This window comes from Novosphingopyxis sp., assembly GCF_965218915.1.
Classification (GTDB): domain Bacteria; phylum Pseudomonadota; class Alphaproteobacteria; order Sphingomonadales; family Sphingomonadaceae; genus Novosphingopyxis.
Genome location: NZ_OZ244708.1, coordinates 2,040,999 through 2,066,834 on the forward strand (window position 1 = coordinate 2,040,999; position 25,836 = coordinate 2,066,834).

Here is a 25,836-nt window from a genome sequence, read left to right on the forward strand (position 1 = left end):
TCCGGTCGATCGCTACAGATTAAGCCGAACGCACCATATAATGGGAAATTGGGAGCACGACAGATCGAACTAGCGTAAGATCGCTCCTCATAGGGTCTTAGCGTCCATCAGGCTCTGCCATCTTGCGATGCATTTCCGCCAATATGGAATCCGGAATAATCCCGGCGAACGTGGCCTGAACCTTGTTCATGAAGCTGCCCGCGACGACGCCATGCTCACCCTTCATCAACGCCTTGTAACCCTGCCGCGCAACCTTGCCGGCATCGTCCTTATCGTCATCGCGTCCGACGTCGGTGTCTTCCATCTTGGCGCGGCGGAAGAATTCGGTATCGGTCGGCCCGGGCATCAAGCAGGTGACGGTCACGTCGGTCTCCTTCAGCTCATTAGCCAGCGCCCAGCTAAAGCTGTCGAGAAACGCCTTCGAACCGTTGTAGACGGCCTGGAAACTGCCTGGAATAAACCCGGCGATCGACCCGGTAATCAGAATGCGACCTTCGTTGCGATCTCGCATTTTGCGTCCGACACCATGGATCAGGGAGATAGTGCCGGTGACATTGGTGTCGACGACGTTCTTGGCCTCCTCGAAATTTTGATCGAGAAATCCGTCGCCGAGACCGCGTCCGGCGTTGGCCAGCAAGATAGCGACGTCGCGGCCACCGATCGCCGACACCAGCGCCTCGACTCCATGCTCCGTGCCGAGATCGGCCTGGAGCGCCTTGACGGAAACATCGAACGCCGCGAGATCGGCCTTGGCCTTCTCAATCTCGGGCTCGTCCGCACAGATCAACAGATCGTGTCCGTCTTCGGCCGCGCATTTGGCCAGTTCGAATCCGATGCCGGTTGAGGCACCGGTAACAACCGCAAGAGGTCGTGCCATAACTGCTCTCCTTAAGTGCCGGGTTTCAGGACGACCTTCGTCCATTCGCTCTGCTTTTCCTTGAAATTCTTGTAGCCTTCAGGCGCCTGCTCGAGCGGAAGCCGATGGCTGATCAGGAAGGTAGTGTCGAGTTCGCCGTCCTGGATCTTCTGCAGCAAAGGCTTCAGATATTTCTGCACATGGGTTTGCCCTGTGCGCAACTGGAGCCCCTTCTCCATGAACGCGCCGAGCGGCCATTTGTCGGTCATGCCGCCATAGACGCCGGGCATCGACACGCGGCCGCCCTTGCGCACGCACATGATCGCCTGCTTCAGCGCCGCGGCACGGTCCGCGCCCATGCCGACGGTCTGCTTCACCGTATCGATCATATTGTCGATGGCAAAACCGTGCGCCTCCATGCCCACCGCGTCGATCACCGCATCCGGACCGATTCCGCCGGTCATCTCCATCAGCGCTTCGCGAATGTCGGTCTGCTCGAAGTCGATGACTTCCGCACCAAGTTTGCGCGCCAGCTCGAGCCGTCCGGCATGGTGGTCGATCGCGATCACCCGCTCAGCCCCCATCGCCAGAGCGGACTGGACCGCGAACAGGCCGACCGGGCCGCAGCCCCAGACGGCGACGATGTCGCCATCCTCGATCTCGGCATTCTCCGCGCCCATCCAGCCGGTCGGCAGGATGTCGGACAGAAACAGAACCTTATCGTCGCTCATGCCGTCCGGAATGACGATGGGGCCAAAGTCGCTGAACGGAATGCGCGCATATTCGGCCTGCCCGCCGGAATAGCCGCCGGTCATGTGGCTGTAGCCGAAAATGCCGCACATCGCGTGGCCGTAGAGCGCTTCGGAAATGTCCTGCTTTTCGACCGGATTGCTGTTGTCGCAGCCGGAATATTGCTGCTTGCCGCAAAAATAGCAGCTGCCGCAGGCGATGGTGAACGGGATGACGACGCGGTCGCCCTTTTTCAGGGTGCTGTCCTTTCCGGTTTCCACGACCTCGCCCATGAATTCATGACCGAGGATGTCGCCGGATTGCATGGTCGGGATCACGCCGTCGTAAAGGTGCAGGTCCGATCCGCATATCGCGGTGCTGGTGATCTTGATCACCGCATCGCGCGGATTGACGATCTCCGGATCGGGAACCGTATCGACGCGCACGTCGTGTTTTCCGTGCCAGGTTAGAGCGCGCATGGGTCTACTCCTTGATGTTGTAATGATCGGAAATGGCGATCTCGCCGGTTTCCATAAGCATTTTGAAGCGCTTCAGATCGTGCCGCGCCTGGATCTCGGGCTCGCGCCGAAAAAGTTTCGCGATCAGGCGCCCGGCGGTGCCGGCGGGCGGGCGATAGGCGATGACGGCTTCCACGAAGGTGCCGCGCTGTCCGGCATCCTTGAAGGCGACATGTCCCTCGGTCTCGATGTCGGATCCCTCAACCGAGCGCCACGCCATGCGTTCGCCCGGCTTGTCGTCCACCATTTCGGTTTCGACATCGACGGTGCCGTGCGGCGCCTTGATCGTCCACACCGCGCTTCCGGCCGTGCCCTTGGGGGAGACATTGACGACATTGTCCATGAACTTTGGCAGGTTCTGGAAATCGCGCCAGTAATCGTAGAGCTCACGCGCGGGCTTATCAATCGTGACGGTTCGTCCGGTAAGGTAGAGATCGCCCGGAATCTTCTTGCGGGTGCGCGCGGGTGCGTCGTTGGGACCTCGCTGTTTGTCGTCGCTGTCGCGCGTTGCGAAAAACACGCCTCCCGCAACCGCTGCCGCGCCGAGCGCGAGTATGGCCGCTCCGCCCAGTTTGCGGCGATCGCCGGAGCTGTCGTCGTGGTCAGATTCGTCATAGGGTTTCGACATCATGGTCTCCTTCAATCCTGTTTCACCGCTTCGCGCTCCCAGAAACGCAGCTTGCCGCATGTTTCGATGAAGCCTGACGCATCACCAGCGCCGCTCAACTTCATGCAGCCGTCGTCGAGGCGTTCGTCGAGCCCGATGGCCGCGAAGATCGGCATCGCTGCATCGGTGTAGGCAATGAACTTGGCATGGGCGAACGCATCGCTGACGAAGTCCTGGCTGGGCTTGTCCCTGGCGCGTTCGCGGCCGGACTCCTCGCCCATCACGATCGCCACCGCGTCGTAGACCACCGACGGCGCGCCATCGATCTTCTCGTCCGCTTCGACCATCTTGCCGTCCGACAATTTGGCGCCCGACACATGCGGCGCGATGATCTCGCACATCGCGCCGGCGTCCTTCGCCGCCTTCTGGAGCGCCGCAACCGTCGGAGCATCGCCGCCTTCGGCAATATAGATGCCGAGCTTGCGTCCCTTGAAGTTCCCCGGTCCGTTCCTGATGATCGACAAGGCGGGGCTTTCGGGCAGATCTGCGATCGGTTCCTTCGCCGCCTTCAACTTGCCGGGCAGTTCGGCCATGCCGAGGCCGTCAGCGACGGTTTGCGCCAGGCCGTCATCGATGTTGCGCAGATGTCCGACCATCCGGGCGCGGATTTCGGGCCGTCCGACCTTGGACAGTTCGAAAGTAAGCGCACTGCCCATATGCGCCTGCTCGGTCGGCGTCTGGCTGATGTAGAATTGCCGCGCCTGGCTGTAATGATCGGCGAAGCTTTCCGGTCGCGCGCGAAGCTTCGGCCCCTCGACCTGTTCCGGATAGCTGTCGAACCCACGCTCGGGATTTTCGCGCGGACCGGCCTCCTCGCCTGTACCTTCGCCCCAGCTGTTGGGCTCGTAATTCACGCGGCCCTTCGGATTGTGCATCGCCATATGCCCGTCCTGCTGAAAATGCCGCACGGGGCATTTCGGAGCGTTGACCGGAATATGCGTGAAGTTCGGTCCGCCGAGCCGCTTCAACTGCGTGTCGAGATAGGAGAAGTTGCGGCCCTGCAGCAGCGGATCGTTCGACTGGTCGATCCCCGGCACGATGTTCTGCGTGCAGAACGCGACCTGCTCGGTCTCGGCGAAGAAATTGTCGACATTCTCGTCGAGCGTCATCGTGCCGACGATCCGCACCGGTATCTGCTCCTCGGGAATGATCTTGGTGGCGTCGAGCACGTCGAATTCGAAATTCTCCGCGAACGCCTCGTCGAAAATCTGCACGCCGAGGTCCCATTGCGGATAATCGCCCGCGTCGATCGCCGCCCACAGGTCGCGGCGGTGAAAGTCCGGATCGGCGCCGTTGACCTTGAGCGCCTCGTTCCACACCACCGATTGCAGCCCCTGTTTCGGCTTCCAGTGGAACTTGACGAAGCTCGACTTGCCTTCGGCGTTGACCAATCGGAAGGTGTGCACGCCGAACCCTTCCATGAAGCGAAACGAGCGCGGGATCGTCCGGTCGGACATGATCCACATGATCATGTTCATCGATTCCGGGCTGAGCGTCACGAAATCCCAGAAATTGTCGTGCGCGGTCTGTGCCTGCGGGAAACCGCGGTCGGGCGCCGGCTTGGCGGCATGGATCAGATCGGGAAACTTCATCGCATCCTGGATGAAGAACACCGGGATGTTGTTGCCGACGATGTCCCAATTGCCCTCGTCGGTATAGAATTTCACCGCGAAACCGCGCACGTCGCGCGCAAGGTCGGGCGAGCCCTGGTTGCCCGCGACGGTCGAAAACCGCACGAACACCGGCACCTTTTTGCCGACCTCGGTCAGCACCCTGGCGCGGGTATGTTCGGACAGGTCCTCGGCCAGTTCGAACGTGCCATGGGCGCCGTAGCCGCGCGCGTGCACCACGCGCTCCGGAATACGTTCGTGATCGAAATGGAAGATCTTCTCGCGTGCGATATGGTCTTCGAGGAGCGCCGGACCCCGCGCACCGGCCCTTAGCCAGCTCTGATCGTTAGCGACCGGAGCACCCTGCGCCGTGGTCATGCCATCAGCGTCGCCCTTGGCGGTCTGATGCGGCGCGCCGCCTTTATCGAGGCTCAGATCGTCGGCCATTTTTCTCTCCCAAATATGCAATGCGGTTTGAAATTATCGAACTCATCCATTGAACAGGCGATAAAGAATTAGGTTCGCTGGCGGAAAGAATTCTTTTCATTCCGGCTCCAAAATTTTTGGCTCTCTTATAATATGTTAATCGGACTTATCAGATGTTGCACTGCCGGTCGGCCCAGGAGGGCTCGATCTTCGTCAGATTTCAAATGGCGGCTTCAAGGGACGGCGTGCTACCTGGAACGCTGCCATCTTTCGACAACCCAACGCGAGTTGCGGTAATGCCAGACTGGCCGCACCCTGAAGGGCAGGAGCCAGCGAAACCGATCATGAACCCGCGCGGGATCCTGGGCGGCGTCGTGGAAATGCAGATGGTGATGGCAAAGAATGAGTTCACCTCCCGGGGCCAGGCTATGGCCTACTCGGCAAGCCAGCTTCGCGAGGTCCGAAGGAGAAAGATAATACAGAATTTCAGCAGCGACCATGCGGTCGAACACCTTGCGCGGCAGACCTTCCGGCAATTTGCAATGCTGCACAACCGCGTTGGGAGTCTTTTTCAGACGTTCTGCCGTGAGGGAAACTGCGGAGGGCGCTCCGTCACAGGCGATGAGCCGCAGCGTTCGGCGCGCCAGCATGATCGAATTGGATCCGTTGCCGCATGCCAGTTCCAACGTACGCCCGGCCATACGCGTGCCGAGTGCATGCCGGATCGCTGCTCGCTTGTTGGCTTCGTCTCGGATTACGAACGTCCCCCAGGGATCGCTATCGCCGGCGAACTTCTGTTCAAAGCCTTCGATCGTGATCGGCTTGCTCATTGGCGCCGGAAAGTCTCAGCCGGCCGGGCGAGACGCCGCAGATCTTCCGGCTTGAGCGAAAACCCATCCGGATCGTCCTTGATCATGCCAAGCTGCGACCGGTAATGTTTTGCCGCCATGCGCTTGCGTTTATGAACGGACTTCAAGGGAACGCTTATCAAGCCGCCCGTGTCGTATCGCCCTGTCGGCCAGATCGTGTAGGCAAAATAGGGAACGGACCGACGATTGCGAAGAACCGCATGGGCCGCGGCGCGGTGATCGGGATGGTCGTCAATGATCGCGGGGCCAAAGATGGCACCCCAAGGGTGCCGCAGCATCCGAACCAAGGGCCGAAGCGCGGCGCGATCCCGACCCCATTGATCCGAAGCGCCATCGGTCAGATTTAGGAACGTCACTTTGGACGCGTTCAATCCGAGGACCGCCAACGCCCGTCGGCTTTCGGCCTGCCTGATCGCCACAAGCCGTGATTTCGGATATTTCCTGCTGTTTCGATGCGATGCCGATCCGTCGGTCAAAACGACGACATGGACGTCACAGCCCGTCGCATGCAACAACGCTATCGTGCCACCACAACCGAACACCTCATCGTCAGGATGGGGGGCAATCACGAGCATTTTTCGAAGCGCGGAAAAATTCATAAGGTCAAATCCGGCATTGCGGCCCCAACGGAAGCACTGGCTCCATCGGGATTTGGTTGGCGCAAATAAGTCATAAGGTCGGTCAGCGGCCGATAAACCGGATGCCCCGGCAGCATGGCAGATACGCCGACCGCGCGCTGCACTCTCGTGAGCTGAGCCTCCGCAAGTTCGAGAACCTTGAGGCGGACGGCAGATATGTTGACGACAAGATCAGGAAGGCTCTCGTCATAGCGGCTTGCCGCGGCAATCACCATATCGATGGCACATTGCGCATCCGCAAAAGCCTCACTCAGACGGCGCTGCTGCTGCGGATGCTCGGCCCGCCCGGATGACACCAGATGGTCGCGGAGGCATTCGTAGAGCTGACAGATGCCTCCGGCCTGAACGGCAATGAACCGAAGCGCGCCTGCACTGAAAAATGGTTGCCGCTGGTAGTCTCCGAGTTCGCCAATCCTTTCCGAAACCGGCGGGTGGCGCCTGTCCCAGCGCACGACATGGCTGTCCGTACGTGCCATGCCAAGCGGCATCCACCACGATCGGTCGACATCCGGACCATTTCCGGTATCGAGATCGACCAGATGCATCTGGCAAAGAATGGGATCGTTGGCGTCCGTGGTTACGATGGCGTGGCTGAGGAACCCGGCACCGGAAGCAAAGTTCTTCCCGCCGCTAAGCTTGTCGCCATTTACCGACAACGGATCGCCCGGCAGATCGCTGTTCCAAACGCCAAACCGGGCTCCATCGCTGACAAGCTGTCGAACGACGTTCTGTTGGGCGGACGTTCCATAGCGTTCGATAAGCTGCAACGCGTTGACATGACCTTCGAACAGCCGACCAAATGCCAGGTCGGCCGCGCCCGCTTCGACCATGGTACTTATGCAATGGACCACAACGCAAGCGTCGGAGAACAGGTACAGCCTTTCATCGAAAGCGTCGTCAAACGCGGTCGCAAGCTCGTCGCTGAACTTTCCTTGCGCGAAGAGATTTCGCAGATATCCCGCAACAGACTTCATGCGGTCCTCTTTGGTTCGAGGTTGGCCTCGATTTCGAGGAGCAGATCGCGGGCAACGTTTAACGTAACCGGCTTTTTCGTTGCAGCGACTGGAACGACACGCATGACGAAGGCATCGGCCGAAGATGCCTCGTCCCACGCTGATACGACCGTTTCCGGCGGGAGACCCGCGGCCGCGGCGTGGCGCACAGCATCTGACTCGGAAAGGAGCCTGGGATATGCCGCACGGCTGAACGCTTGCTGGGCATAATGCTGGCAGGCATCCCACGGGTTTTCGAGCAGAGACGGAATTCCGAATTTTGCATCTTCGTCGGACGCCTTGAGCGCTGCTGCCAAACCATTGACGGCACGGCCCCGTCGCCGCCCCGACGTCCTGACCCTGACCGCCTTGTCCTGACGCACGCGCAAACCGGCAAGCCGCGCGTAATCGACGAACGCGGCATCTTCGCCAAAAGGCAGGGCTGGCATCCCGCCGATCCTTTCGTAGGCCGCCAACGTTATACCCAGACTGGCGCCGCTGGTGTAGGGATGCGAAACTGGCGCGTCATAGCCAATCGGGTCGATGCGCCGTCGCACATCGTGCAGGCTTTCTAGATAAGCTTCGAGTTCGTCTCGTCGCTCATCTCTCGATCGACTGCCGCGTTTCGCGTAGCCGGCGATCAAATCGGCGGTGTCGAACGCGGCTTCGTTCTTCAAAAGCCAATCGGGGGCCAGCACCGAGTCCGCGTCGGTGGTCAACAGGCGCGCATTCGGCCAATGGCGAAACTCGGCAAACGCGGCGTGCATGGCAGCTCTTCGGGCCCGCCCGGCATTTGCTTCCCGACACGGCGTCAAGCGGACGATGCGAAGGTCGAGAAGCGAATTTTCATTCCGGGTTTCTCGCACAATCTGCTCCGATGCGTCGGAACAACTGTCCAGGGTCACGAAAACTATGGGAGGGGCAAGGCCGGAAGTGTCCAGCCGGGCGATGCTCGCCAGAAAGAATGGCAGACGCCTCGCTTCATTACGAACGGGCACGCAGATCGCAATGGGTCTCACAAACGGTATTCTCGCTCAGACGAAATAGTAACCAGGTCGCAATGGCTCGTTTCGTTCCAGCCGATCGCGGATTGGCGCGTTCCGATCTTGTGTGCCGGTCTCTCCCTTCTCGGCGCTGCCTTTTGTAAAACCACGGGTTCTTACTTCAAGCGTCGCGCTTGAAAGGCGAACCGCGCGGCTTTTGAAACGTCGCCCTGCAACGAGGTATTTACCGCACCACTCACCAGCGATCCCGGAACCGGGATAACGCTGCCTACCTTCGCGCGGGCCAGCGAGAAAGCGAGCGAGCGGGCCAGCCGCTCCATCGCCTGATCGATCAATGGAGCCATGGCCGCCGGGCCATGATTGAACAGTTTTCCATCGACGGCGATGCTCGCTTCCAGCGCTGCAATTCGTGCCGTGCGCGGGGCCTCAGCATCGAGCGCGGCCAGCTCCATGATAGTCGACCGGAACAATTGTTCGACCGGGCCGGCACCCTCGAAGCCATAAGCCCTCCCGGTATCACGGATATTGCGTGCGGACAGCGCGATCATGGCGGGAATGTCGGCATTCATGCTCAGCGCACCGCGAACCCGGACGCCATGCCAGTGGCTGCGTTCATCGCCTTGGCACGGGTTTCGATTTTCCTCGATGCCTCGTGGCACGCGTGCAAGTCGGAAATGTCGTGACCGAGGGAAGTGAGGCTAGGCTGCGTCGCAGCAGAGTCGATACCGCGCGCAATCTTTTCCAGCAGCGACGAAGGAATTGCATGCGACAAGATAGCGCTCAGAGGGCGAGTAAGCTTCTCGATCCCCCGCCCGATCGCCGATGGTTTACGCGATCGATAATTCTGCTGCGCTTTGTCGAAATTCATAAAATCTTCCTGCGTCCGCAAAACCAATCCCGGTAGATATGATACGGGCACTGGAGACCGTAACCGTCGGTTCGGCTTCCCAACGGATCGAACAGCCTTTGGTATCCGCCAGCCCGCGAACCACCGATTGTTGTAAATCGCATTCACCGTGCAGCATTGCCCGGAGCCTGTCAGCAGTTATACGTAGCATGCTCGTTTTCGGCCCGATTGTTCAGCCACCCTTCCATTTGCCGCCTCTCTTCAGGGGCCAGCTCTTTCAGCGATGCGGGACAGGTTTGAGCCCGTCCATGACAATCTCGACGTGGCTACCATGGCACTTCAAGGTCTTATGAGTGGCTAAGCGGTCGGGATGCCAAATTGCGCGTGGCTTGAAGGCAAAAAATGAACGATCGATCATTTAGTTACGATTGCGAGGTGACCGGCCGGGTGCGAATCAGTCGGCGGCTATCCCGCGACTAATCGTTTCGGTCAAAAAGCGGATGTAGTCACGCTTCAGATCCTCGCTAACTTCGGTAATATCGAACACGTGCGCAAGTGCGCCGCGCCGGGCGAAGAGGTGGTCGCAGGCGCCTACCAACATGAAATAGAATTCCACCGGCGAAACTTCGCGGAACGTGCCCTCGCGCACGCCCTGTTCGAGTAGATGCCGCTGAAACTCGACGATCGGCCTCATGAACAGGTCGCTCACCCGGCGTGATGCCTCGGTCTCCTCGCGCCGCATCAGCACGTTCAGCAACTGGTTCATATAAGGCGCGCGGAAATAGGCATTGACCAGCCCGCCGATATGCAACCGCAACTTGTCGAGCGCGGGCAAGTCCGATTGCCGCACCCGCTCGAGCTTGGCGACGCCTTCGGCGCCGTCCCGCTCGATCAGCGCGATCAGAAGCCCTTCCTTGTTGCCAAAATGATACTGGACCAGCGCCGGGCTCATCTCCGACCGCTCGGCAATTTCGCTCAGAGAAACGTCGGCCCCGTCCTTTTCGATCATGATCTCGCTGGCGGCCTGCATCAGGAACAGCCGCGTATCCACCCGGTCGGGCACGTCCTTCAACGGGGGCCGGCCGCGGCGCTTGCGCGCCGACGGCTTCTTCAAGATCGGATCTTGCTTCATCGAAAAATAACTTCCGGTTCCTGTCTGTACCTTTTCGCTTCTAGCGAACGCCCCGCGCTCTGCAAAGCGCGGGATCGAGACCGGGGAACCGCAAATGGCGTTCGATCGGCCGTTCAATCAAAATAAAGCAGGATCAGTTCGTAAATCAGCGCGGGCTTGTGGGCTCCTTCCATCTCGATCGTGGCGCGGGCCGCAATGCGCAGTCCGCCGCCCTTCTCCTCGGTTTCGAGCACTTCCATCCACAGCCGGATGCGCGACCCGACCGGCACGGATGAGAGGAAGCGGAGACGGTCGACACCGACGTTGAGGATCGACTTCGAATTGACCACATATATGTGCGGCTGCAGCGTGCTGACGAGCGACATCACCAGAAACCCGTGCGCGATCGTCTTGCCGTCGGGCATTTCGGTCGCCGCCCGTTCGGTATCGACGTGGATCCACTGGTAATCGCCGCTGGCCTTGGCAAATGTGTCGATCATCTCTTGCGTGACCATTAGCCATCCGCTCGGCCCTTGTTTCTCGCCAACGGTCGCCGCCAGTTCTGCAGCGGTCTGGTATGTCTTCATGCCTTCACAACCTTTCTTGCAATCCTGTCCCCGCTATCGCGTGTCATTCTGGCAGCCTGTCTTCGGTGCACGCGGCAACCAGCGTGACCGAGAGCGGAACGCTGTCCTTGATCATGTCGAAATTTTCCGACATGCCGAACGCTTCCATTCCTTCGCAACGATAGCGCATGATCGCTTCGGTAATGCGGGCGTGGCTGGTCGTCCCGTCGGGCTTCGTGCGGCGGTGGCGCAGCGGGATGACGGTGTCCATGTCGCCGACGAGCACGTATTTCCGCTTTTCCGTCACCAGCCGCGTGACGATCCGCTTTGGATAATATCCGTCGCTATATTCGGTCTGCGTGAAAACGTCGGTCAGGTGTTCCAGCTTGCCGTCGCGCAGGACGTGGCCATAGATGACCGGATCGCCGTCGGCGCGACCGCGGATCGTCATCATCATGCCGAAGTCGGGAGAGAACGTGACGTTCTGCCACTTGTACCAGTAGAAATTGTCCCAGTGGCGGGGGCCCCAGCTCTTGTCGCGATAGCCATGCCCGTCAATGACGTAGTCCTCCTCGCCCACGCGGATCGTTCCGGTCACCGTCATGTGCTGTTCGATATGGCCGCGCAGCGTTTCCTTCTCGGGGTCGAGATTCCAGCTCGATCCGTCCATGTTGACGATTTCGCCGCCATAGACGGGCGATACGCCGGTAAATTCGAGCGCGATCCGGCAGGCCACCTTGGGGTTGTTGCCGAAGGCGCGCTTGGGGTCGAGCATGTCGGTCGCGTCCGCCATCAGCAGGACATCGCCGTCATAGGTGACTGTCAGCGTCTCGAGCGGGCGGACCACTTCGAACCGCATGCCGCCCGCCGCCATTTCGCGGTTGTGGGTGATCTCGACCCGCCTGAACAAGAACCCCACGCGGTTTCCAGGCAGATAGACGCAGCACGTCATCTCGGCGTGGCCTTCGTTGACGCGGTTGCCGATCCGCACCCACAAGCCGACCCCGCTCTTGTGATCCATCGCATTGAAATACATGGATTCGTTGTAATTGCGGACCGGCTCCGGCTCGTGCGTGTATTCGTCCTGCGGGTCGAGTCGCAGGGTCATGCCGTCAGGTACAATCATGCTCGCTTCATCCTTCGGTCGGGGGGCTGGCGACGGCGGCGCGCATACGCTCTATAGTGGGGTGGCGCGGCTGGTCGATGGCGGCTTCGTCAAGCGCGGTGGCGACGAGATGCGCGCACAGGCCCGGATCGTGCATCGGCAGGGTTCCGTCCGCAATCCGCGCCGACAGCGTTTCGTTCAAAGTTGCCAGTTCGCCGTCCGGGCTTTCCAAGAGCGCGCGCAGTCGGTTGAGCGCGGCCGCGTCGGCAACGCCGCCGAGTTCGATTTCGCGCCGCACCGTTTGCACGCCGTTTGCAGCGACCAGCGCATAGAAACGGTCCGCCTCGCCCAGTTGCGGCGCGACCGTTTCCTTCAGGAAATGTGCGACGACCTGCAGGATTTCGGCAGAGGAAGGAGCGGCTCTCACAGTAGTTCTCCATCGCGCGCACCGGTCAGCATCATCAGGTCCAGTTCCACCTCGGACAGGCGGCGACCGATCACGGCCGGTTCGATCGCAAAGCGCTCGTTACGAAATTCGAACGCGGTGCGGATGCACACCTGCCCCCACATCAGCGTGCCGAGCACCGTCCAGAAGTGCAGTTCGATGCGATCGACCGGCGGCCCACCCCCCGCCTCGTACCCGGCGAGCAGGTCCTCGACCGGGCCGAACCCGCCAGCCACGTCGTCGAGCCGTCCGAACCGCCACGACGGCACGCAGAACCAGCCCAAATCCTCTATCGGCGAACCGAAATGCGCGATTTCCCAATCAAGAACCGCGCCGACGCCATCGGCATTGATCATCAGGTTGCCGTTGCGAAAATCACCATGGACCAGTCGCGGGCGGGGTTGGTCGGCAGGAAGCCGTTCTTCCAGCCAGTTCAGGGTATAGTCGATCGCGGGACGGGTCAGTCCCTGCCGGGCATGCAACGCGCGCGCGTCGGCCAGCCGTCGCGCCGCATCCCAGGTTTCAAGCGATGGGATGGCATCGAGCGGGACTTGCGAGATACGGGCCAGCGCCTCGCCACACAGGTGCGCCAAGCGCGGGCGGATCGCAGCGAGATCTTCGGCGCGGAAAATCTTGCGCGCGACGGTTTCGCCTAAAACCCGGTTCATGACGAAGCCTGTACCCAGCCCGTCCTCCGGCCTTAAGCGGGTAACGATGCCGGGAACGGGTACGCCATTTTTGCCCGCGGCCCGGATAACCTCCGCCTCCGCGTCGAGGCCAATCGCATCGTCGCGCTTTTCCCCGTCACCTCCCGGTGCGCGGCGCAGCACGAAATCGTGCGGGCGTTTGCCAAGGCGCGTTTCGATCAGCCAGCTATCCTGACTCGTCCCGCCCGACAGGATGCGTGCAGAGATCAGTTCCGCCCGCGGTTCGATGCGGGCGACCAGCGCGGCGATAAGCGGTTCTATCGTGGTGTCGGTCTGCGACATGTCAGATCTCCATCGTGCGGGATCGCAAGAGGATGTCGCGGCGCATCGCAGTGCGCGCCTCGGCGCTGATGCCGCGCCGCTCAATCCGCACGACTTGCGCACCGTGGTCGGCCAGCATGGTCGCGGCGAAAGGCCCTGAGCCGATACTCGCCAGTTCTACGATCCGGATACCGTGCAACGGCCCTGCCATACTTCCACCCTTCATGCGCAGGCGCGCCGGTCCTTCGTTACGCTTGCGATCGACCCACTTGTCACGGCGGGTGCACACCCTGCCATACCCGATGGCCCGCAGCACCTCCATATCCCCATTTTAGCGGGTTGCTGTTTTTTGTTTGTTCGATCATTAAGTCTTATCGTCTTGTGTCGCTGCGCACGATCAAAAAGAGTATTCAAGGGGAAGCCATGTCTATTCGTTTCGACGACCAGGTCGCGATCGTCACAGGTGCCGGAGGCGGTCTTGGCCGCGATTACGCGCTTGCGCTGGCGGCGCGCGGAGCCAAGGTCCTGGTCAATGACCTGGCAATGATAGAGGGCCAGGATGGGCAGAGGATCAGTGCCGCCGCGCAAGTCGCCGACGAGATCTGCGCGGCCAGCGGAAAAGCATTGGCCAACCAAGACAATGTCGCCACCAAGGACGGCGCCGCCTCGCTGGTCGCAGCTGCCATCGCCGCGTGGGGACAGGTCGATATCTGTGTCAACAATGCTGGAATCACGCGCGACAGCAGTTTCGCCAAGGCGAGCGTCGACGATCTCGAAGCCGTGATCAACGTCAACCTGCTCGGCACGCTTTACGTCACGCACGCGTGCTGGCCGCACATGACCGCAAAGGGCTATGGCCGGATCATCGTCGCGACCTCGATGGTCGGCTACATGGGCAATTTCGGCCAAACCGGTTATGCCGCGGCGAAGATGGGCGGGATCGGCATGATCAACACGCTCGCCATCGAAGGGGCACGCAAGGGCGTGACGCTGAACGCGATTTCGCCGGCAGCGGTCACGCCGATGAGCGCGGGGCTCAACCCGCCTGCGCTCGAACGCTACATGACCTCAGACACTGTCGTTCCGGCCCTCCTCTGGCTCGCCAGCCGCGAGAACACCCGGACGGGGCTGGTCATCGAAGCGATGGCGGGCGGATACGGCCGCGTCGCGATGTTCGAAAACGAATTGGTCAGTTTCGACCCGTCGCAACCGGTGACACTCAAAATGATCGAGCAGAATTGGGACCGCATTACCGACATGACCGACGCCGCCCAAATCGATCATGCCCCCCCCGACCGGCCGATCGCGTTGATCAAGCAGCATGGGCTGTGGTTCGAAAACACCTGATCGCGTTGCGGGGCGGGTGGCGACCCGCCCCGCACCATGGGGTTCCGATCAATGACAGGTGATGGTTTCGTCCAGTTCGCCACGTGACAGCGCCATCGACAGGAGATGCGAACGGCTTCGCGCACCGAGGCGGCGGGCCGCGGCCTTCAGGTAGTCCTGCACCGTGTGCGGCGACAATTTCAACGCGATCGCCACTTCCTTGACACTGCTCCCTTGCGTGATAAGCGACAGGCATTCGCGCTGGCGTGCGGTAAGCAAGGTGGTGCGCGGTTCCTGCCCGACGCGCTGTTTCTCGATCAAATCGACGAAAGCATAAGCGGTCGCCATCATAGACAAGCGGACCTCGTCGGGAACCGCGTCGCCCGCCCGCGCTTCCTCGCTGCTCCACGCGACGATCGAGACGCCGCCGCGCGGCAAGTGGACCGGGATCAGCAATTCGCTGGCCAGTCCCGCATCGGAGAGTAGGCTGCGGATCTCGTTTTCCTGGCGGCTGAGTTCGCAAGGGCGCGCGTCCTGCACCCGGCTCATGAACGGCATCATCGTCGATTTCGCATGACGCACGTCAGGGTGGTTCAGAAAAATGCGCTGTTCATACCACCAGCTCAGCATCTTGGGGCACCAGCCGATGACGTCGTGCTGCAAAGACCGGCCCCTGCCGATTAGCAGCGGGCGATCGTTGAGCACATTGTCGACGAAACCGAGCTTGGGCAGGCCGACGATCTCGCCGACGCAGGCAAGATGATCGTAGGCTGCGTTGATCGACCGGCTAGTGCGCAGCGCGGCATTGTGGCGACTGACACTCGCCAGCGTTCTGTACAGCTCTTCCTCGCCCACCTCTTATTCTCCCGCCCGGCCGACGCGAAAGGCGGTGGCCGTAACCTGCGGCATCTCGTTCCGCGGATGCCGTTTGTTTCTCGGATATGCCTTGTACTACCATTCCCCGGTTTGCGAAATAGTCCGTTCGGCGATATCCCGATCGCGCCTGGCATCTTGACCGGCGCGTTAATTGATTTAGTGATTAATTAAATCGAATGCAAGCTTCGGCGCAAAGGCGCTGGCGGCGGGAAGGGATCGGGACATGACGCAGCGACGGGTGGTTGAGGAACGCGAGGACGGACTCGCCATCCTGACCCTTTCGGGAACCGGCAGGGGCAACGTGCTCGACGCGCAATGCACGATCGAATTGCGCGAACTGGCGATGCGCTATTCACTCGACGATACGGTTCGCGCTGTCCTGCTCCGCACTGATGGACGCGATTTCTGTTTCGGCGGCGACTTGTCAATGATGGGCGAATCGGACGATATCGCCTGGACGATTCGCTCCACCGTCGTCGACTATCACCTCGCCGTCAGCCATTTTGCGGCGATGAATGCCCCGCTGATCATCGCGGTGAACGGGGCGGCGGCCGGGGCAGGTCTCGCGCTCGCGGCGCTGGGCGACTATGTCTACGCGGGCGAAGGGGCGAAGTTCGCCTTTGCCTACGACGCAGTCGGCCTGTGCGGCGACGGCGGCGTATCGTGGACGCTTACGCGCCTGATCGGGATGCGCAATTTCCGCAACTTGGTGTTCGAAGGCAAGAGCCTGTCCGCCACACAGGCGTACGAGATCGGTCTGGTTAGCAAGGTCGTGCCCAACGATATGCTTCAGGATGCCGCCCTCGGCCACGCGCGGCGGCTGGCCACAGGGCCGACACTGGCCTATGGCGCGATCAAGCGGCTGGCCAATGCATCGTACCAAGCCGATTTTGCGACCCAGCTCGAAACCGAAGCGCGGACCGTTTCGGAATTGTCGCGGAGCGATGACGCGCAGCAGGCGATGGCGGCCGTGCTGCGCGGCGAGGCACCCAGCTTCAACGGATCCTAGCCATTAGGCGCGCAAACCGTCGACGATTACCGCCTGCGCCGCCGTGATGATGTCCTCGATGCTCCCCTGCCCCGGATCCCACCACTCGGGCATCCAGTTCAATGCGCCCAGCGCCAGCATGCGTAGCGCGCTGGCCGGCACGTCGCGCTTGATTTCGCCGTTCCCAATGCCTTCCGCGATCAATTGGCGCCAGAAATCGCCGTAACGGCGCTGCTCGACCAGTTGCCGTTCGCGGATATCTGCGGGAAGCTGTCCTAAGGTCCGGATGGAGGCGCTGGCAAAATCGCAATCGCGCAGCGTAATCTCCAAATGGGCACGGATCGCGAGGCGAATGCGGTCGAGCACGCTCAGCCCTGTCGATGCGCCAGCCAGGCGGGCAACGTTATCGAGCACGCGCCGCTGCCCCAGCGTCACGACTTCCTCGATCAACGCTTCTTTCGACGGAAAATGATAATAGAGCGCAGCGGGTTGAACCTCGGCAATGTTGGCGATGTCGGACAAGCGCAAGTTGCCGAACCCGCGCTCCTTCAACGCGCGCGCCGCCGCGCCCAGCAGGCGGAGACGCGTCTTTTCTGCTTTGGTGACGGGCGTTCCGCCCTCTTGCGTGTCTGATGCCGTCATCGTGTCTTGCCTCGCGCGCCCGCATCCGGGCCGAGGCCGAACCATAGTGCGTGGATCGCGTGACGCAATCGCCGGGTCAGGGCATCTGGCTCCCGCCGGACACGCTGATGACCTGCCCCGTCACTTGCGCCGAGAGCCGGTCGCTGGCGAGATAGAGCACCGAACCTGCAACATCGGCAGGGGTCGTCAAGCGGCGCAGCGGGATGGACCGCACGATATCGCCGCGCCCCTTATCATCGATAACCATGTCGCCGCCGACGGCCCACAGGCTATTTTCGCCGACATCCTTTGCGCTGGGCGGCAGCACGAGGCCCGGCGCGACAACGTTGCAACGTACGCCCTTGCGTCCGTATTCGAGCGCGATGTTCTTCATGAACGACACGACGCCGCCCTTCGCCGCGCCATATACTGCGCTTCTCAGTTCACCGAAGGCCGCATCCGAGGCGACCGAGACGATCGACCCGCCGCCCGCGCCTGCCATCGTTGGCAAAACCGCGCGCGTCGCGTAGATCACACTATAGAGATTGCGATCAACCGCCTTGCGGATGTCTTCGATGGGGATGTCCGCGAACCATGCAGGACGGCTCCACCCCATGTTATTGACAAGCACGTCAATACCGCTCTGCGCCGCGACGACGTTAGCCACCCCACGCTCCACCGCCTCTATGTCGCACATGTCGCAGGCGTGGCCGACGATGGTCCCGGGTAGGTTGGCGGCGTCGAAGACAGTCGTTGCAGTCTGCGCCTCGTCGATGTCGAAAATCGTGACCCACGCGCCTTCGGCGGCGAAGGCGAGCGCGATGGCGCGTCCGATGTTGGACGCGCCCCCAGTCACGACGACCGACTTGGCGTGAAGGGCAAGCCCGCTTTTCATACTTGCTTGTCGCCGTAAGACCATTCGACGAACGGTGCATCACGCTCACGCAGGGCGGTGGTCAGGCCTTTTTCGTCGACCGTGTTCCAAAATATCTCGGCCGAATCTGCGCGATGCGCGATCGCGTCGAATTCCGGCCCCATCGCCCGAACGGCGCGATTGCCGTTCATGAGATCGGCCTTAAGCAGTGATGCCTTGATCAGCTTGAGGTTTATTAACGGCATCGCGCAAAGCGAGGCGAGAACCTGGTCGTTCGCTTCCTCTAGATTGTCCGCCGGAACCGCACGCGTGATCCACCCGCGTTCGTAGGCGTCGCGGCCCGAAACCGAATTGCCGGTAAGCAACATTTCGCGCGTCGCGCGGTGGCCCAGAACCTGCGGAAAGACCAAGAACGGCGGCACGCCCAGCGAGCGCAGCGGCGGGTGGCCGATGCGGGTATCCTCAGCAGCGATCACGAAATCGCACGACATCGCCAGTTCGAACCCGCCGGCCAGCGCAAAGCCGTGGACTTTGGCAATGGTCGGTTTTGGAAAGCTGTAGATCGATTCCCAGCGGGCGTTGTTGCGGGTCAGCCGCAACCAGTCCTCGGGTACGGTCTGCGTCTTGATGTTGATCGCTCCCGTCGGTGCGAGATCGTATCCCGCGCAGAAACCCTTGCCCAGCCCCTCGAACTGCAAGACCTTGATCTCGTCGTCGGCCGCCGCATCGGCCAAGGCATGGTCGAGAACGTCGAGCGCGCCGCCGTTCAGCGAGTTCGACCGACTGGGCCGGTTGATGCGGAAATAGGCGACCTGCCCGATCTTTTCGTAGATCGCAGGCGCGTCGGTGCTTTCGGTAGAGCTCATCTCACTCATCCTTCTCAGTTCTTCACGTCCTGCAGGGCGTCTGCGGCAGCGGGTTCTTTCTCGAAATTGTCGTATCCGCCTTCGGCTTCGGTTTTGCAGAGCTTGCGGTAATGCTTGTGGCTGGCGACCGAGAACAAAGGACGCCGCTTCTTGCCGGGGATGTTTTCGCCCGACCACCACGACGATCCCTTGGAAACGACCGTCTTCTCGACCTGGTCGATCAGGTCGCGGCCCCACTGGTCCTCGCTCTCTTGGCTCGGTTCCATCGCGGCGATTTCGTTTTCGCGCATGTATTCGATGGCGTCGGCGATCCATTCGACGTGGTGTTCCATGGTGACCGCATGGTTGCCAAACGTCGATCCGGGGCCGGTGATGGTGAACATGTTGGGGAATCCGCGGACCATGAGGCCGAGATAGCTGGCCGGGCCGTCTTCCCAGTGCTGCTGGATCGTTTTGCCGCCTCGTCCGCGAATGTCGAGCCGCATGAACGGCCCGGTGACCGCATCGAACCCGGTGGCAAAGACCAGCACGTCGATGTCGTATTCGCCCTTTTCGGTGCGGATGCCGTTTTCGGTCGCGCCGATCAGGGGTTCCTTTGTCAAGTCGATCAAGGTGACATTGTCGCGCAAGAACGTTTCGAAGTAATTCGTGTCAATCACCGGACGGCGCGAACCGAACGGGTGGTCTTTCGGCACTAGGCTGTCGGCCAGTTCCTCATCGCCGAGCCGTGCGGCGATCTTGGAGCGGACGAAACGGGCGACACGGTCGTTGGCGTCGAGATCGGTCAGCAGGTCGCGATAGGATCCGAACACGAACTGCAGCCCGCCCTGCGCCCACATAGTTTCGAGGAACGCGTTGAGATCCTCGTCGCTTTCGGTCAGCGCGTCGCGCCCGTTATGCTGCCAGGGGAATCCCCCCGCCGACGACCGCGCCCGAGCCCAGATATCGTCGTATTCGGACTGGATGCGATCGAAAGTCTCGTCATCGACATCGGCGTGGCGCGCGGGGATTGTGTACTGCGGCGAACGCTGGACGACGTACAGATGTTCGGCTTCCTTGGCGATGACCGGAATGGTCTGAACCCCCGTGGAGCCGGTTCCGAAGACGGCAACCTTCTTGTCCTTCAGATTGACGCCCTCGAAGGGCCATGCGCCGGTGTGATGCCATTCGCCTTTGAACTTCTCGATATCCTCGACGAACGGCGTGAACGGCACCGAAGACAGCGTCCCCATCGCGGTGACGACGAACTGGCAATCGTATTCGACCCCGCCCTCGGTATGCAGGCGCCAGCGGTGGCGCTCCTCATCGTAAGTGGCGCCGGTGATCCGCACTTGAAAGTCGATGCTGCGGCGCAAGGCGAACCGATCGGTGACGTGGTTGAAGTAGGTCAGCAGTTCGTCCTGCTTGGGATACTTCGAGCTCCACCGCCAGTCGCCCAGCAGCTCGCCGTCGAACGAATAGCAGTAGATATAGCTTTCGGTATCGCAACGCGCGCCGGGGTAGCGATTGGTGTACCAGGTGCCGCCGACCCCTTCGTTCAGTTCGACGATACGCGTATCAAGACCTAGGTGATCGCGCAGCTGGTGCAGGGCATAGAGCCCCGAAAAGCCCGCGCCGATAACCACCGCGTCGAGCGAGATAACCTTCTTCTCGCCGCCCGCCCGGGGCGCGGATGCCGGATTGTTCATTGGTTTTCCCTTATCTGCATGGGGAATGGGTAAAGGGGGGCAAAGGCCGTCACGCGGAGACGCCGCGTTCCATTGCGCGGTCGAGCCACTCATGATAGTGAATGAGGCCCGGCTCGTTGCGGCCGAAGACGAATTCTTTCGCTCCGCCGGCCATCAGTGCCTTTTGCGTCTGCATCACTTGCGGAAAGTCTTCCTTGTCGGTGACATCCATCAACACTTCGATGCTGCGGCTCAGGTAGCGTTTGGTCCGGTCGTCGATGACGTCGCCGTAAGAATAGATGCTCGTCGTCGCGATTGCTTCGCCCGGATGCTCGCCTGGGAACACCATCCAGGTCTCGATATGGTCGATCTGATGCGAGATGATGACGTTGGGATAGACGATGTACTGCAGCGTCGCATAGGGGCTGAACCGCCGGTCCTGCGGCGCCTTGGCCTGCTCGTCGAGCACGCTTTTGCGCACACCGATGACCAGCCCGACCGGCCCCATGTCCTCGAACACCGAGGGCGAATGCAATTGCCGGGTGGCCAACGAATCGCGGTGCAGCGCAAAAACGTGGTAGGCTTCGAGAAAGGTGTCGATCACCAGCTTCCAGTTCAGCGCTAGCTTGCGTGTGGCCGATCCGTGGAAGCGGCAATTGGCGAGCGACAGATCGGCGATATCGGCATCCGCATCGCCGAATATGGCGGCGGGATCGACGGGCGCGGGGACCGGATCGTCCGCCTCCAGAGGGGAAACGAAGATCGCGCCGTGGCGTTCGAACAAGGGCAGTTGCCGCATGCCGGCCCCCTCATCTGCACAGCTGTCGAAGCCCCCTTTCGAGTGGGGCCTGCCGAGCAGGGCGCCTCGCGTGTCGAAAGTCCAGGCATGGAACGGGCACGACACCCCCCGCCCGCGCACCGTGCCGCGTTCCTGGGTAAAAACGCGCGATCCGCGGTGGATGCACATGTTGACCAGAGCGCGCAGTTCGCCGTCCTTGCCGCGGATGACGACTACCGGCAGTCCATCCAATTCCGCGGTGACGTAACTGCCCAGCACGGCGACATCGCCCGCCATGCAGACATAGAGCGGGTGCCCGCGGAACAATATCTTACGCTCGTGCTTCAGAAAGCCAGCGTTGGAATAGACATGGGTCGATTGCGGGCGGACGGCATCGGCCATGCTAGTCGAGCCCGCATCGTACATGCGAAAGAATTCAGTGCTGAGCTCGACTTCACGCGCTTCTCTCATGTCCCTTGCTCCATTTTCGAATCAATTTTCAAAAATGTTTGTAGCGCACAACGGCCCGCTGCGCTAATATTATTTAACGAACGTTCAAAAGTGTTTGTAGCGTAGCGGGATAAGGTGTGCGTTGTTCACATCAGTTCGAGGATCGTCGCATTCGACATGCCGCCGCCTTCGCACATGGTTTGCAAACCATAGCGGATGCCCTCGCGTTTCATCCGGTGGACCAGCGTGGTCATCAGCCGCGTTCCTGATGCGCCCAACGGATGGCCCAGCGCGATTGCTCCGCCCTGAGGGTTCACTTTTGCGTGATCAGCGCCGATGTCTTGCATCCATGCTAGGGTGGCCGATGCGAATGCTTCGTTGAATTCGAAGGTGCCGATGTCCGCCAGGCCTAGCCCCGACCGTCGAAACACGTTGCGCGTGGCGGGGATCGGCGCGGTCAGCATCAGTTTCGGATCGTCGCCGCCCAACGCCACCGTGTGCACCGCCGCGATCGGCGTCATACCGAGCTCGGCCGCCTTCTCTTCGGTCATCATTAGCAGTGCCGACGATCCATCGGAAATCTGCGAGGCGTTGCCAGCGGCGATCAAACCGTCTTCGCGAAACGCGGGGCGGATCTTGCCCATATCCTCGACCGATCCGCCGCGACGAATGCCCTCGTCTTTTTCAAAAACGCGCCCGTCAGGAAGCGTGATCGGCAGGATTTCGGCATCAAATTCACCTGCATCCTGCGACGCGGCGGCACGGCGGTGCGATTCGAAGCCGAGTTCGTCCATTTCGCGGCGCGTCAGGTTCCACTTGCGGGCGATCAGTTCGGCACCCTCACCCTGCGAGGGATAACCGCCCACGCGATCGACGAATGTGGGGCCGAAGCAATCGGCGGTCCCGCTAGTTGAGCCCATTTCGACCAGCGACATGATTTCGGTACCGCCCGCAACGGCCACGTCGTAATGCCCGGCGACGAGGCCCGCCGCGGCGAAGTGGACGGCCTGCTGCGAAGAACCGCACTGCCGGTCGATTGTCACACCCGGCACGGTCAGCGGCCAGCCCGCGGCAATCACCGCGCTGCGGGCGATGTCGCTTGCCTGTTCGTTGATCTGGCTGACACAGCCCCAGATCACGTCGTCCACCAGCGCCGGGTCGATGCCCGCCTCTTTGACCAGCCCGTTTAGCATCTGCGCGGTCAGGTCAACCGGGTGGATGGTGGATAGGCTGCCGTTGCGCCGCCCGATCGGCGTTCTAAGGGCGTTGACGATGACGGCTCGCTTCATGGGAAATCTCCTGCTGTGCGGCGCGGCCAGAACGGCGCGTGCAAGGGTCTGGTGCCTTGCCGCCAACCAGTGCCGAAGGGAACTTTGTTTAAGGGTCGATCAATTACGAGTTGGGCGGTTAAATCGTGCGGTTCTTGTCCTTCCAGTAGGGATTGCGAAGCCGCCTCTTGAACACTTTGCCAGAATCCTCGCGCGGCAATTCGTCGGTCAGCACGATCCGGCGCGGGATCTTGTACCCGGCAAGGTTTGCACGCAGCCGCGTGACGATCGCATCTTCGTCGATTGCGACCCCGGGGCGCGGCTGGATATAGGCGCAGACCTTCTCTCCGAACTCGTCATCAGGGATACCAAACACGGCGCAATCGACGATCGCGTCGTTCTTCAGCAATTCGGCTTCGATCTCTGCAGGATAGATGTTCGTGCCGCCCGAAATAATCATTTCGGACGACCGCGAACAAAGGTAGAGATAGCCGTCGTCATCAAGATAGCCGACGTCGCCCAGCGAGATCAGCCCGTGCCGTTCAGCCCTGGCGCGCTTTTCTGGGTCGTTGTGATAGGAAAAGTTCGGAAAGCCAAAATTGCGACACAGGATCTCGCCGGTTTCGCCCGTCGGCTGCGGCTCGTCGTTTTCATCAACGATTTCGATCTTCACATGTTCGAGCGCCTTGCCCACCGTGCCGGGGTGGTCGAGCCATTCCTGCGCGTCGCAATAGGTAATGACACCGACCTCGGTCGAACCGTAGTGCTCGCTGACGATCAGGCCGAGCCAGTCGATCATATCGCGCTTCACCGGGGCCGGACAAGGCGCGCCCGCGTGCATAACGAATTTCAGGCTCGACAGGTCGTACCGCTTGCGCACCGCTTCGGGCAGCCGCAAAAGGCGTACAAACATCGTCGGCACCAGAAGTGCGTGGGTGATGCGGTATTCCTCGATATGGGCGAGCACCTGTTCGGCATCGAACTTCGTCTCGATGACGAGGTTCACGCCCATCGGGACCAGCGCCTGGGCCCAACCGTTGGGCGTGCCGTGGTAAAGCGGCGCAGCCATGAGCGCCGTCGCCTCCTCCGGCCGGTCGAGATAGGGTGCCATGCCGGTAATCGTCAGGAACATCTCAAAAGAGGATTTGCCGATAGGCTCGCTCGGCGGTTCGCGCATGACGCCGCGCGGGCGGCCGGTGGTGCCAGACGTGTACATCATTGCCCCGCGATTGGCGAAAGGCGGCTCCTCGATCGCCGCGTTCGATTCTATCCAGTCGGGCCAAAGCAGAACTTCGTCGGCAACCGCCTCCTTCTCTGCCCCATAACGATCGAGCAACTCCTCCGGTGTCGGCACGACGACGACCTCGACGCCCGCGGGAAGGTGCGACTGCATCGCCGCAAAAAGATCGCCATGAGCGATCAGCACCTTGGCGCCCGAATCCTCGATGATAAAAGCCGCTTCGGATGGCGATGCGTGCCAGTTTACCGGGACCGGGTAGGCACCGATGCGGCCCGCCGCCTGGGATGCTTCCAGAAAAGGGAAGTCGTTGCGCAACAGCAGCGCGATGACGTCACCGGGCTCGACTCCCATCATGCGCAGGCCCGATGCCGCCCGGGCGGCATTGGCCATGATGGTCTTGCCGTCGCTTTCGCTGCTGCCGATCTTCACGAAATTCATGGGTTTGGGTCCGCACTTACTTGATGACGATGGGGTTTACCGGCGCGCCCGATCCGCCTTTGACCTTGAGCGGAGCGGCCGTGTAGAGGAAGCTGTACTGCCCGTCCGCAGCGCAATCCTCGGCCAGAGCGTCGAGCGAGGCGATCTCGGTGAACAGCACGCCCAGATTGCGCATGAGCGCGATGTGCAAGGGCAGGAAGGAGCCGTTGTTAGGGTCGAGCGACACTTCGTTCGCGATCGTGTCGGTGACGAGGTTGGGGATCTCCATGTCCGCGAACCATTGCACTAATTCGGGCGAATAGGTGAGACCGGGTTCGTTGAAGTCGGCGTAGAACTCTTCGGGTTCCATCCGGTAATACGACCCGACCCAGCCGGTTCGCATCAGCAGGACGTCGCGCTTCTCGATCGTGATCCCCTGCGCGTCTGCAACCGCCATGAGATCTTCGTGGGTGACCGTTTCCCCGCGTTCGAGCCGCTCCTTGCCGCGATGGCGCGCGATGTCGAGCAGCACGCCGCGCCCGACGACCCCGCGCTCGGCAATGGGGTAGACGTCGGCCTTGGTCATTTTTTGCCCCGTCGTGCGGGCATCGTATCCGTTATAAAGCTCATCCTCGATCCAGGCATGGCCGAGCGCGTCGTATTGCGTCGATCCTTGCAGATACATAATGATCATGTCGTCGGAATATTCGGACCCGCCGGGCGCTGCCGGTCCGCGCCCACAATAATAATCGCCCTTGTCGAGGATGTTGTGATGGATCGCCGGGCCGCGGGCCGATCCGGGCCACAGGATGTCACCCTTTTCATGACCGATAGGGATTTGCAGGGTGAAGGTCTTGCCCTGCCTCGCCTCGCTCACTCCGCGCAGAACTTCTGCCGCGTCAAGATAATTGAGCGATCCGATCTCGTCGTCGTCACCCCACTTTCCCCAGTTCTTGGGCGAGTCCCTGAGAATGGCGGCAAGGCTGCCGTCGTCGTCGTGATTGTGATGGCTGCCCATGGCGTTTCTCCTGCAAAAGTTGTCGCTGCCCCACCCCTGTTGCGCGACCCCGCAACGTTGTGCCGCGCGTCCGTCGGGACGCGCGGTCGGGGATTG

General features: G+C 61.3%; 27 protein-coding genes. 2 read left to right on the forward strand and 25 right to left on the reverse strand.

Annotated features, from left to right (window positions below; genetic code table 11):
* Window positions 1-97 precede the first annotated feature (97 nt).
* The 16 genes from ACOQPC_RS09485 to ACOQPC_RS09560 form a co-directional block, all read right to left on the reverse strand.
* Complete coding sequence (locus ACOQPC_RS09485; protein WP_420608114.1) at window positions 98-877, reverse strand: SDR family NAD(P)-dependent oxidoreductase; 780 nt, start codon at window positions 875-877, stop codon at window positions 98-100.
* Window positions 878-888: 11 nt separating this feature from the next.
* Complete coding sequence (locus tag ACOQPC_RS09490) at window positions 889-2,064, reverse strand: zinc-dependent alcohol dehydrogenase (RefSeq protein WP_420605493.1); 1,176 nt, start codon at window positions 2,062-2,064, stop codon at window positions 889-891.
* 4 nt (window positions 2,065-2,068) lie between these two features.
* The gene (locus ACOQPC_RS09495; protein WP_420605494.1) at window positions 2,069-2,734 is read right to left on the reverse strand and encodes an SRPBCC family protein; all 666 of its coding nucleotides are present in this window, start codon (window positions 2,732-2,734) and stop codon (window positions 2,069-2,071) included.
* A gap of 8 nt (window positions 2,735-2,742) precedes the next feature.
* The gene (locus ACOQPC_RS09500; protein WP_420605495.1) at window positions 2,743-4,827 is read right to left on the reverse strand and encodes a catalase; all 2,085 of its coding nucleotides are present in this window, start codon (window positions 4,825-4,827) and stop codon (window positions 2,743-2,745) included.
* A 227-nt stretch (window positions 4,828-5,054) separates the two neighbouring features.
* A complete protein-coding gene (locus ACOQPC_RS09505) occupies window positions 5,055-5,636 on the reverse strand; it encodes a class I SAM-dependent methyltransferase (protein ID WP_420605496.1) in 582 nt (193 codons plus the stop codon).
* Complete coding sequence (locus ACOQPC_RS09510) at window positions 5,633-6,274, reverse strand: PIG-L deacetylase family protein (protein WP_420605497.1); 642 nt, start codon at window positions 6,272-6,274, stop codon at window positions 5,633-5,635. The genes ACOQPC_RS09505 and ACOQPC_RS09510 overlap by 4 nt, the downstream gene beginning before the upstream one ends.
* Window positions 6,271-7,287: an acyl-CoA dehydrogenase gene (locus tag ACOQPC_RS09515; RefSeq protein ID WP_420605498.1), complete on the reverse strand. Its 1,017-nt coding sequence runs from the start codon at window positions 7,285-7,287 to the stop codon at window positions 6,271-6,273. The genes ACOQPC_RS09510 and ACOQPC_RS09515 overlap by 4 nt, the downstream gene beginning before the upstream one ends.
* Window positions 7,284-8,324, reverse strand: coding sequence for a glycosyltransferase (locus ACOQPC_RS09520; protein WP_420605499.1), 1,041 nt, complete (start codon window positions 8,322-8,324; stop codon window positions 7,284-7,286). Before ACOQPC_RS09520 ends, ACOQPC_RS09515 begins: the two co-directional genes overlap by 4 nt.
* Before the next feature lie 140 nt (window positions 8,325-8,464).
* Window positions 8,465-8,857, reverse strand: a complete 393-nt coding sequence (locus ACOQPC_RS09525) for an EcsC family protein (RefSeq protein ID WP_420605500.1) — start codon at window positions 8,855-8,857, stop codon at window positions 8,465-8,467.
* Between the two features lie 23 nt (window positions 8,858-8,880).
* On the reverse strand, window positions 8,881-9,177 hold the full coding sequence (locus ACOQPC_RS09530; RefSeq protein WP_420605501.1) for a hypothetical protein: 297 nt from the start codon (window positions 9,175-9,177) through the stop codon (window positions 8,881-8,883).
* Between the two features lie 433 nt (window positions 9,178-9,610).
* A complete protein-coding gene (locus tag ACOQPC_RS09535) occupies window positions 9,611-10,270 on the reverse strand; it encodes a TetR family transcriptional regulator (protein ID WP_420605502.1) in 660 nt (219 codons plus the stop codon).
* 131 nt (window positions 10,271-10,401) lie between these two features.
* Entirely contained in the window at window positions 10,402-10,854 is a 453-nt protein-coding gene (locus ACOQPC_RS09540; RefSeq protein ID WP_420605503.1) for a MaoC family dehydratase, read from the reverse strand.
* Window positions 10,855-10,897: 43 nt separating this feature from the next.
* Entirely contained in the window at window positions 10,898-11,959 is a 1,062-nt protein-coding gene (locus ACOQPC_RS09545) for a DUF7064 domain-containing protein (protein WP_420605504.1), read from the reverse strand.
* A 7-nt stretch (window positions 11,960-11,966) separates the two neighbouring features.
* Entirely contained in the window at window positions 11,967-12,365 is a 399-nt protein-coding gene (locus tag ACOQPC_RS09550; RefSeq protein ID WP_420605505.1) for a DUF6285 domain-containing protein, read from the reverse strand.
* Window positions 12,362-13,372, reverse strand: coding sequence for a phosphotransferase family protein (locus ACOQPC_RS09555; protein WP_420605506.1), 1,011 nt, complete (start codon window positions 13,370-13,372; stop codon window positions 12,362-12,364). The genes ACOQPC_RS09550 and ACOQPC_RS09555 overlap by 4 nt, the downstream gene beginning before the upstream one ends.
* Window position 13,373: 1 nt before the next feature.
* Entirely contained in the window at window positions 13,374-13,562 is a 189-nt protein-coding gene (locus tag ACOQPC_RS09560) for a CoA transferase (protein WP_420605507.1), read from the reverse strand.
* Window positions 13,563-13,774: 212 nt separating this feature from the next.
* Between ACOQPC_RS09560 and ACOQPC_RS09565 the strand changes: the two genes are divergently transcribed.
* Window positions 13,775-14,698, forward strand: a complete 924-nt coding sequence (locus ACOQPC_RS09565; protein ID WP_420605508.1) for an SDR family NAD(P)-dependent oxidoreductase — start codon at window positions 13,775-13,777, stop codon at window positions 14,696-14,698.
* Between the two features lie 48 nt (window positions 14,699-14,746).
* Here the strand turns inward: ACOQPC_RS09565 and ACOQPC_RS09570 are convergent, their stop codons facing one another.
* On the reverse strand, window positions 14,747-15,532 hold the full coding sequence (locus ACOQPC_RS09570) for a LuxR C-terminal-related transcriptional regulator (RefSeq protein WP_420605509.1): 786 nt from the start codon (window positions 15,530-15,532) through the stop codon (window positions 14,747-14,749).
* A gap of 244 nt (window positions 15,533-15,776) precedes the next feature.
* Here ACOQPC_RS09570 and ACOQPC_RS09575 point away from each other — a divergent pair, with 244 nt between their 5' ends.
* Entirely contained in the window at window positions 15,777-16,562 is a 786-nt protein-coding gene (locus ACOQPC_RS09575; protein ID WP_420605510.1) for an enoyl-CoA hydratase/isomerase family protein, read from the forward strand.
* 3 nt (window positions 16,563-16,565) lie between these two features.
* Here ACOQPC_RS09575 and ACOQPC_RS09580 read toward each other — a convergent pair whose 3' ends face one another.
* From ACOQPC_RS09580 to ACOQPC_RS09615, 8 genes are all read right to left on the reverse strand, one after another.
* On the reverse strand, window positions 16,566-17,063 hold the full coding sequence (locus ACOQPC_RS09580) for a TetR/AcrR family transcriptional regulator (RefSeq protein ID WP_420605511.1): 498 nt from the start codon (window positions 17,061-17,063) through the stop codon (window positions 16,566-16,568).
* A 196-nt stretch (window positions 17,064-17,259) separates the two neighbouring features.
* Complete coding sequence (locus ACOQPC_RS09585) at window positions 17,260-18,057, reverse strand: SDR family NAD(P)-dependent oxidoreductase (protein WP_420605512.1); 798 nt, start codon at window positions 18,055-18,057, stop codon at window positions 17,260-17,262.
* The gene (locus ACOQPC_RS09590; protein ID WP_420605513.1) at window positions 18,054-18,902 is read right to left on the reverse strand and encodes an enoyl-CoA hydratase-related protein; all 849 of its coding nucleotides are present in this window, start codon (window positions 18,900-18,902) and stop codon (window positions 18,054-18,056) included. The genes ACOQPC_RS09585 and ACOQPC_RS09590 overlap by 4 nt, the downstream gene beginning before the upstream one ends.
* Window positions 18,903-18,916: 14 nt before the next feature.
* Window positions 18,917-20,590: a flavin-containing monooxygenase gene (locus ACOQPC_RS09595; RefSeq protein WP_420605514.1), complete on the reverse strand. Its 1,674-nt coding sequence runs from the start codon at window positions 20,588-20,590 to the stop codon at window positions 18,917-18,919.
* 49 nt (window positions 20,591-20,639) lie between these two features.
* Window positions 20,640-21,818: an aromatic ring-hydroxylating oxygenase subunit alpha gene (locus tag ACOQPC_RS09600; protein ID WP_420605515.1), complete on the reverse strand. Its 1,179-nt coding sequence runs from the start codon at window positions 21,816-21,818 to the stop codon at window positions 20,640-20,642.
* Window positions 21,819-21,943: 125 nt separating this feature from the next.
* Window positions 21,944-23,086 (reverse strand): thiolase family protein, encoded by a 1,143-nt coding sequence (locus tag ACOQPC_RS09605; protein WP_420605516.1) that lies wholly within the window; start codon window positions 23,084-23,086, stop codon window positions 21,944-21,946.
* Window positions 23,087-23,204: 118 nt separating this feature from the next.
* A complete protein-coding gene (locus ACOQPC_RS09610; RefSeq protein ID WP_420605517.1) occupies window positions 23,205-24,743 on the reverse strand; it encodes an AMP-binding protein in 1,539 nt (512 codons plus the stop codon).
* A 16-nt stretch (window positions 24,744-24,759) separates the two neighbouring features.
* On the reverse strand, window positions 24,760-25,740 hold the full coding sequence (locus ACOQPC_RS09615; RefSeq protein WP_420605518.1) for a cyclase family protein: 981 nt from the start codon (window positions 25,738-25,740) through the stop codon (window positions 24,760-24,762).
* Between the last annotated feature and the right edge of the window lie 96 nt (window positions 25,741-25,836).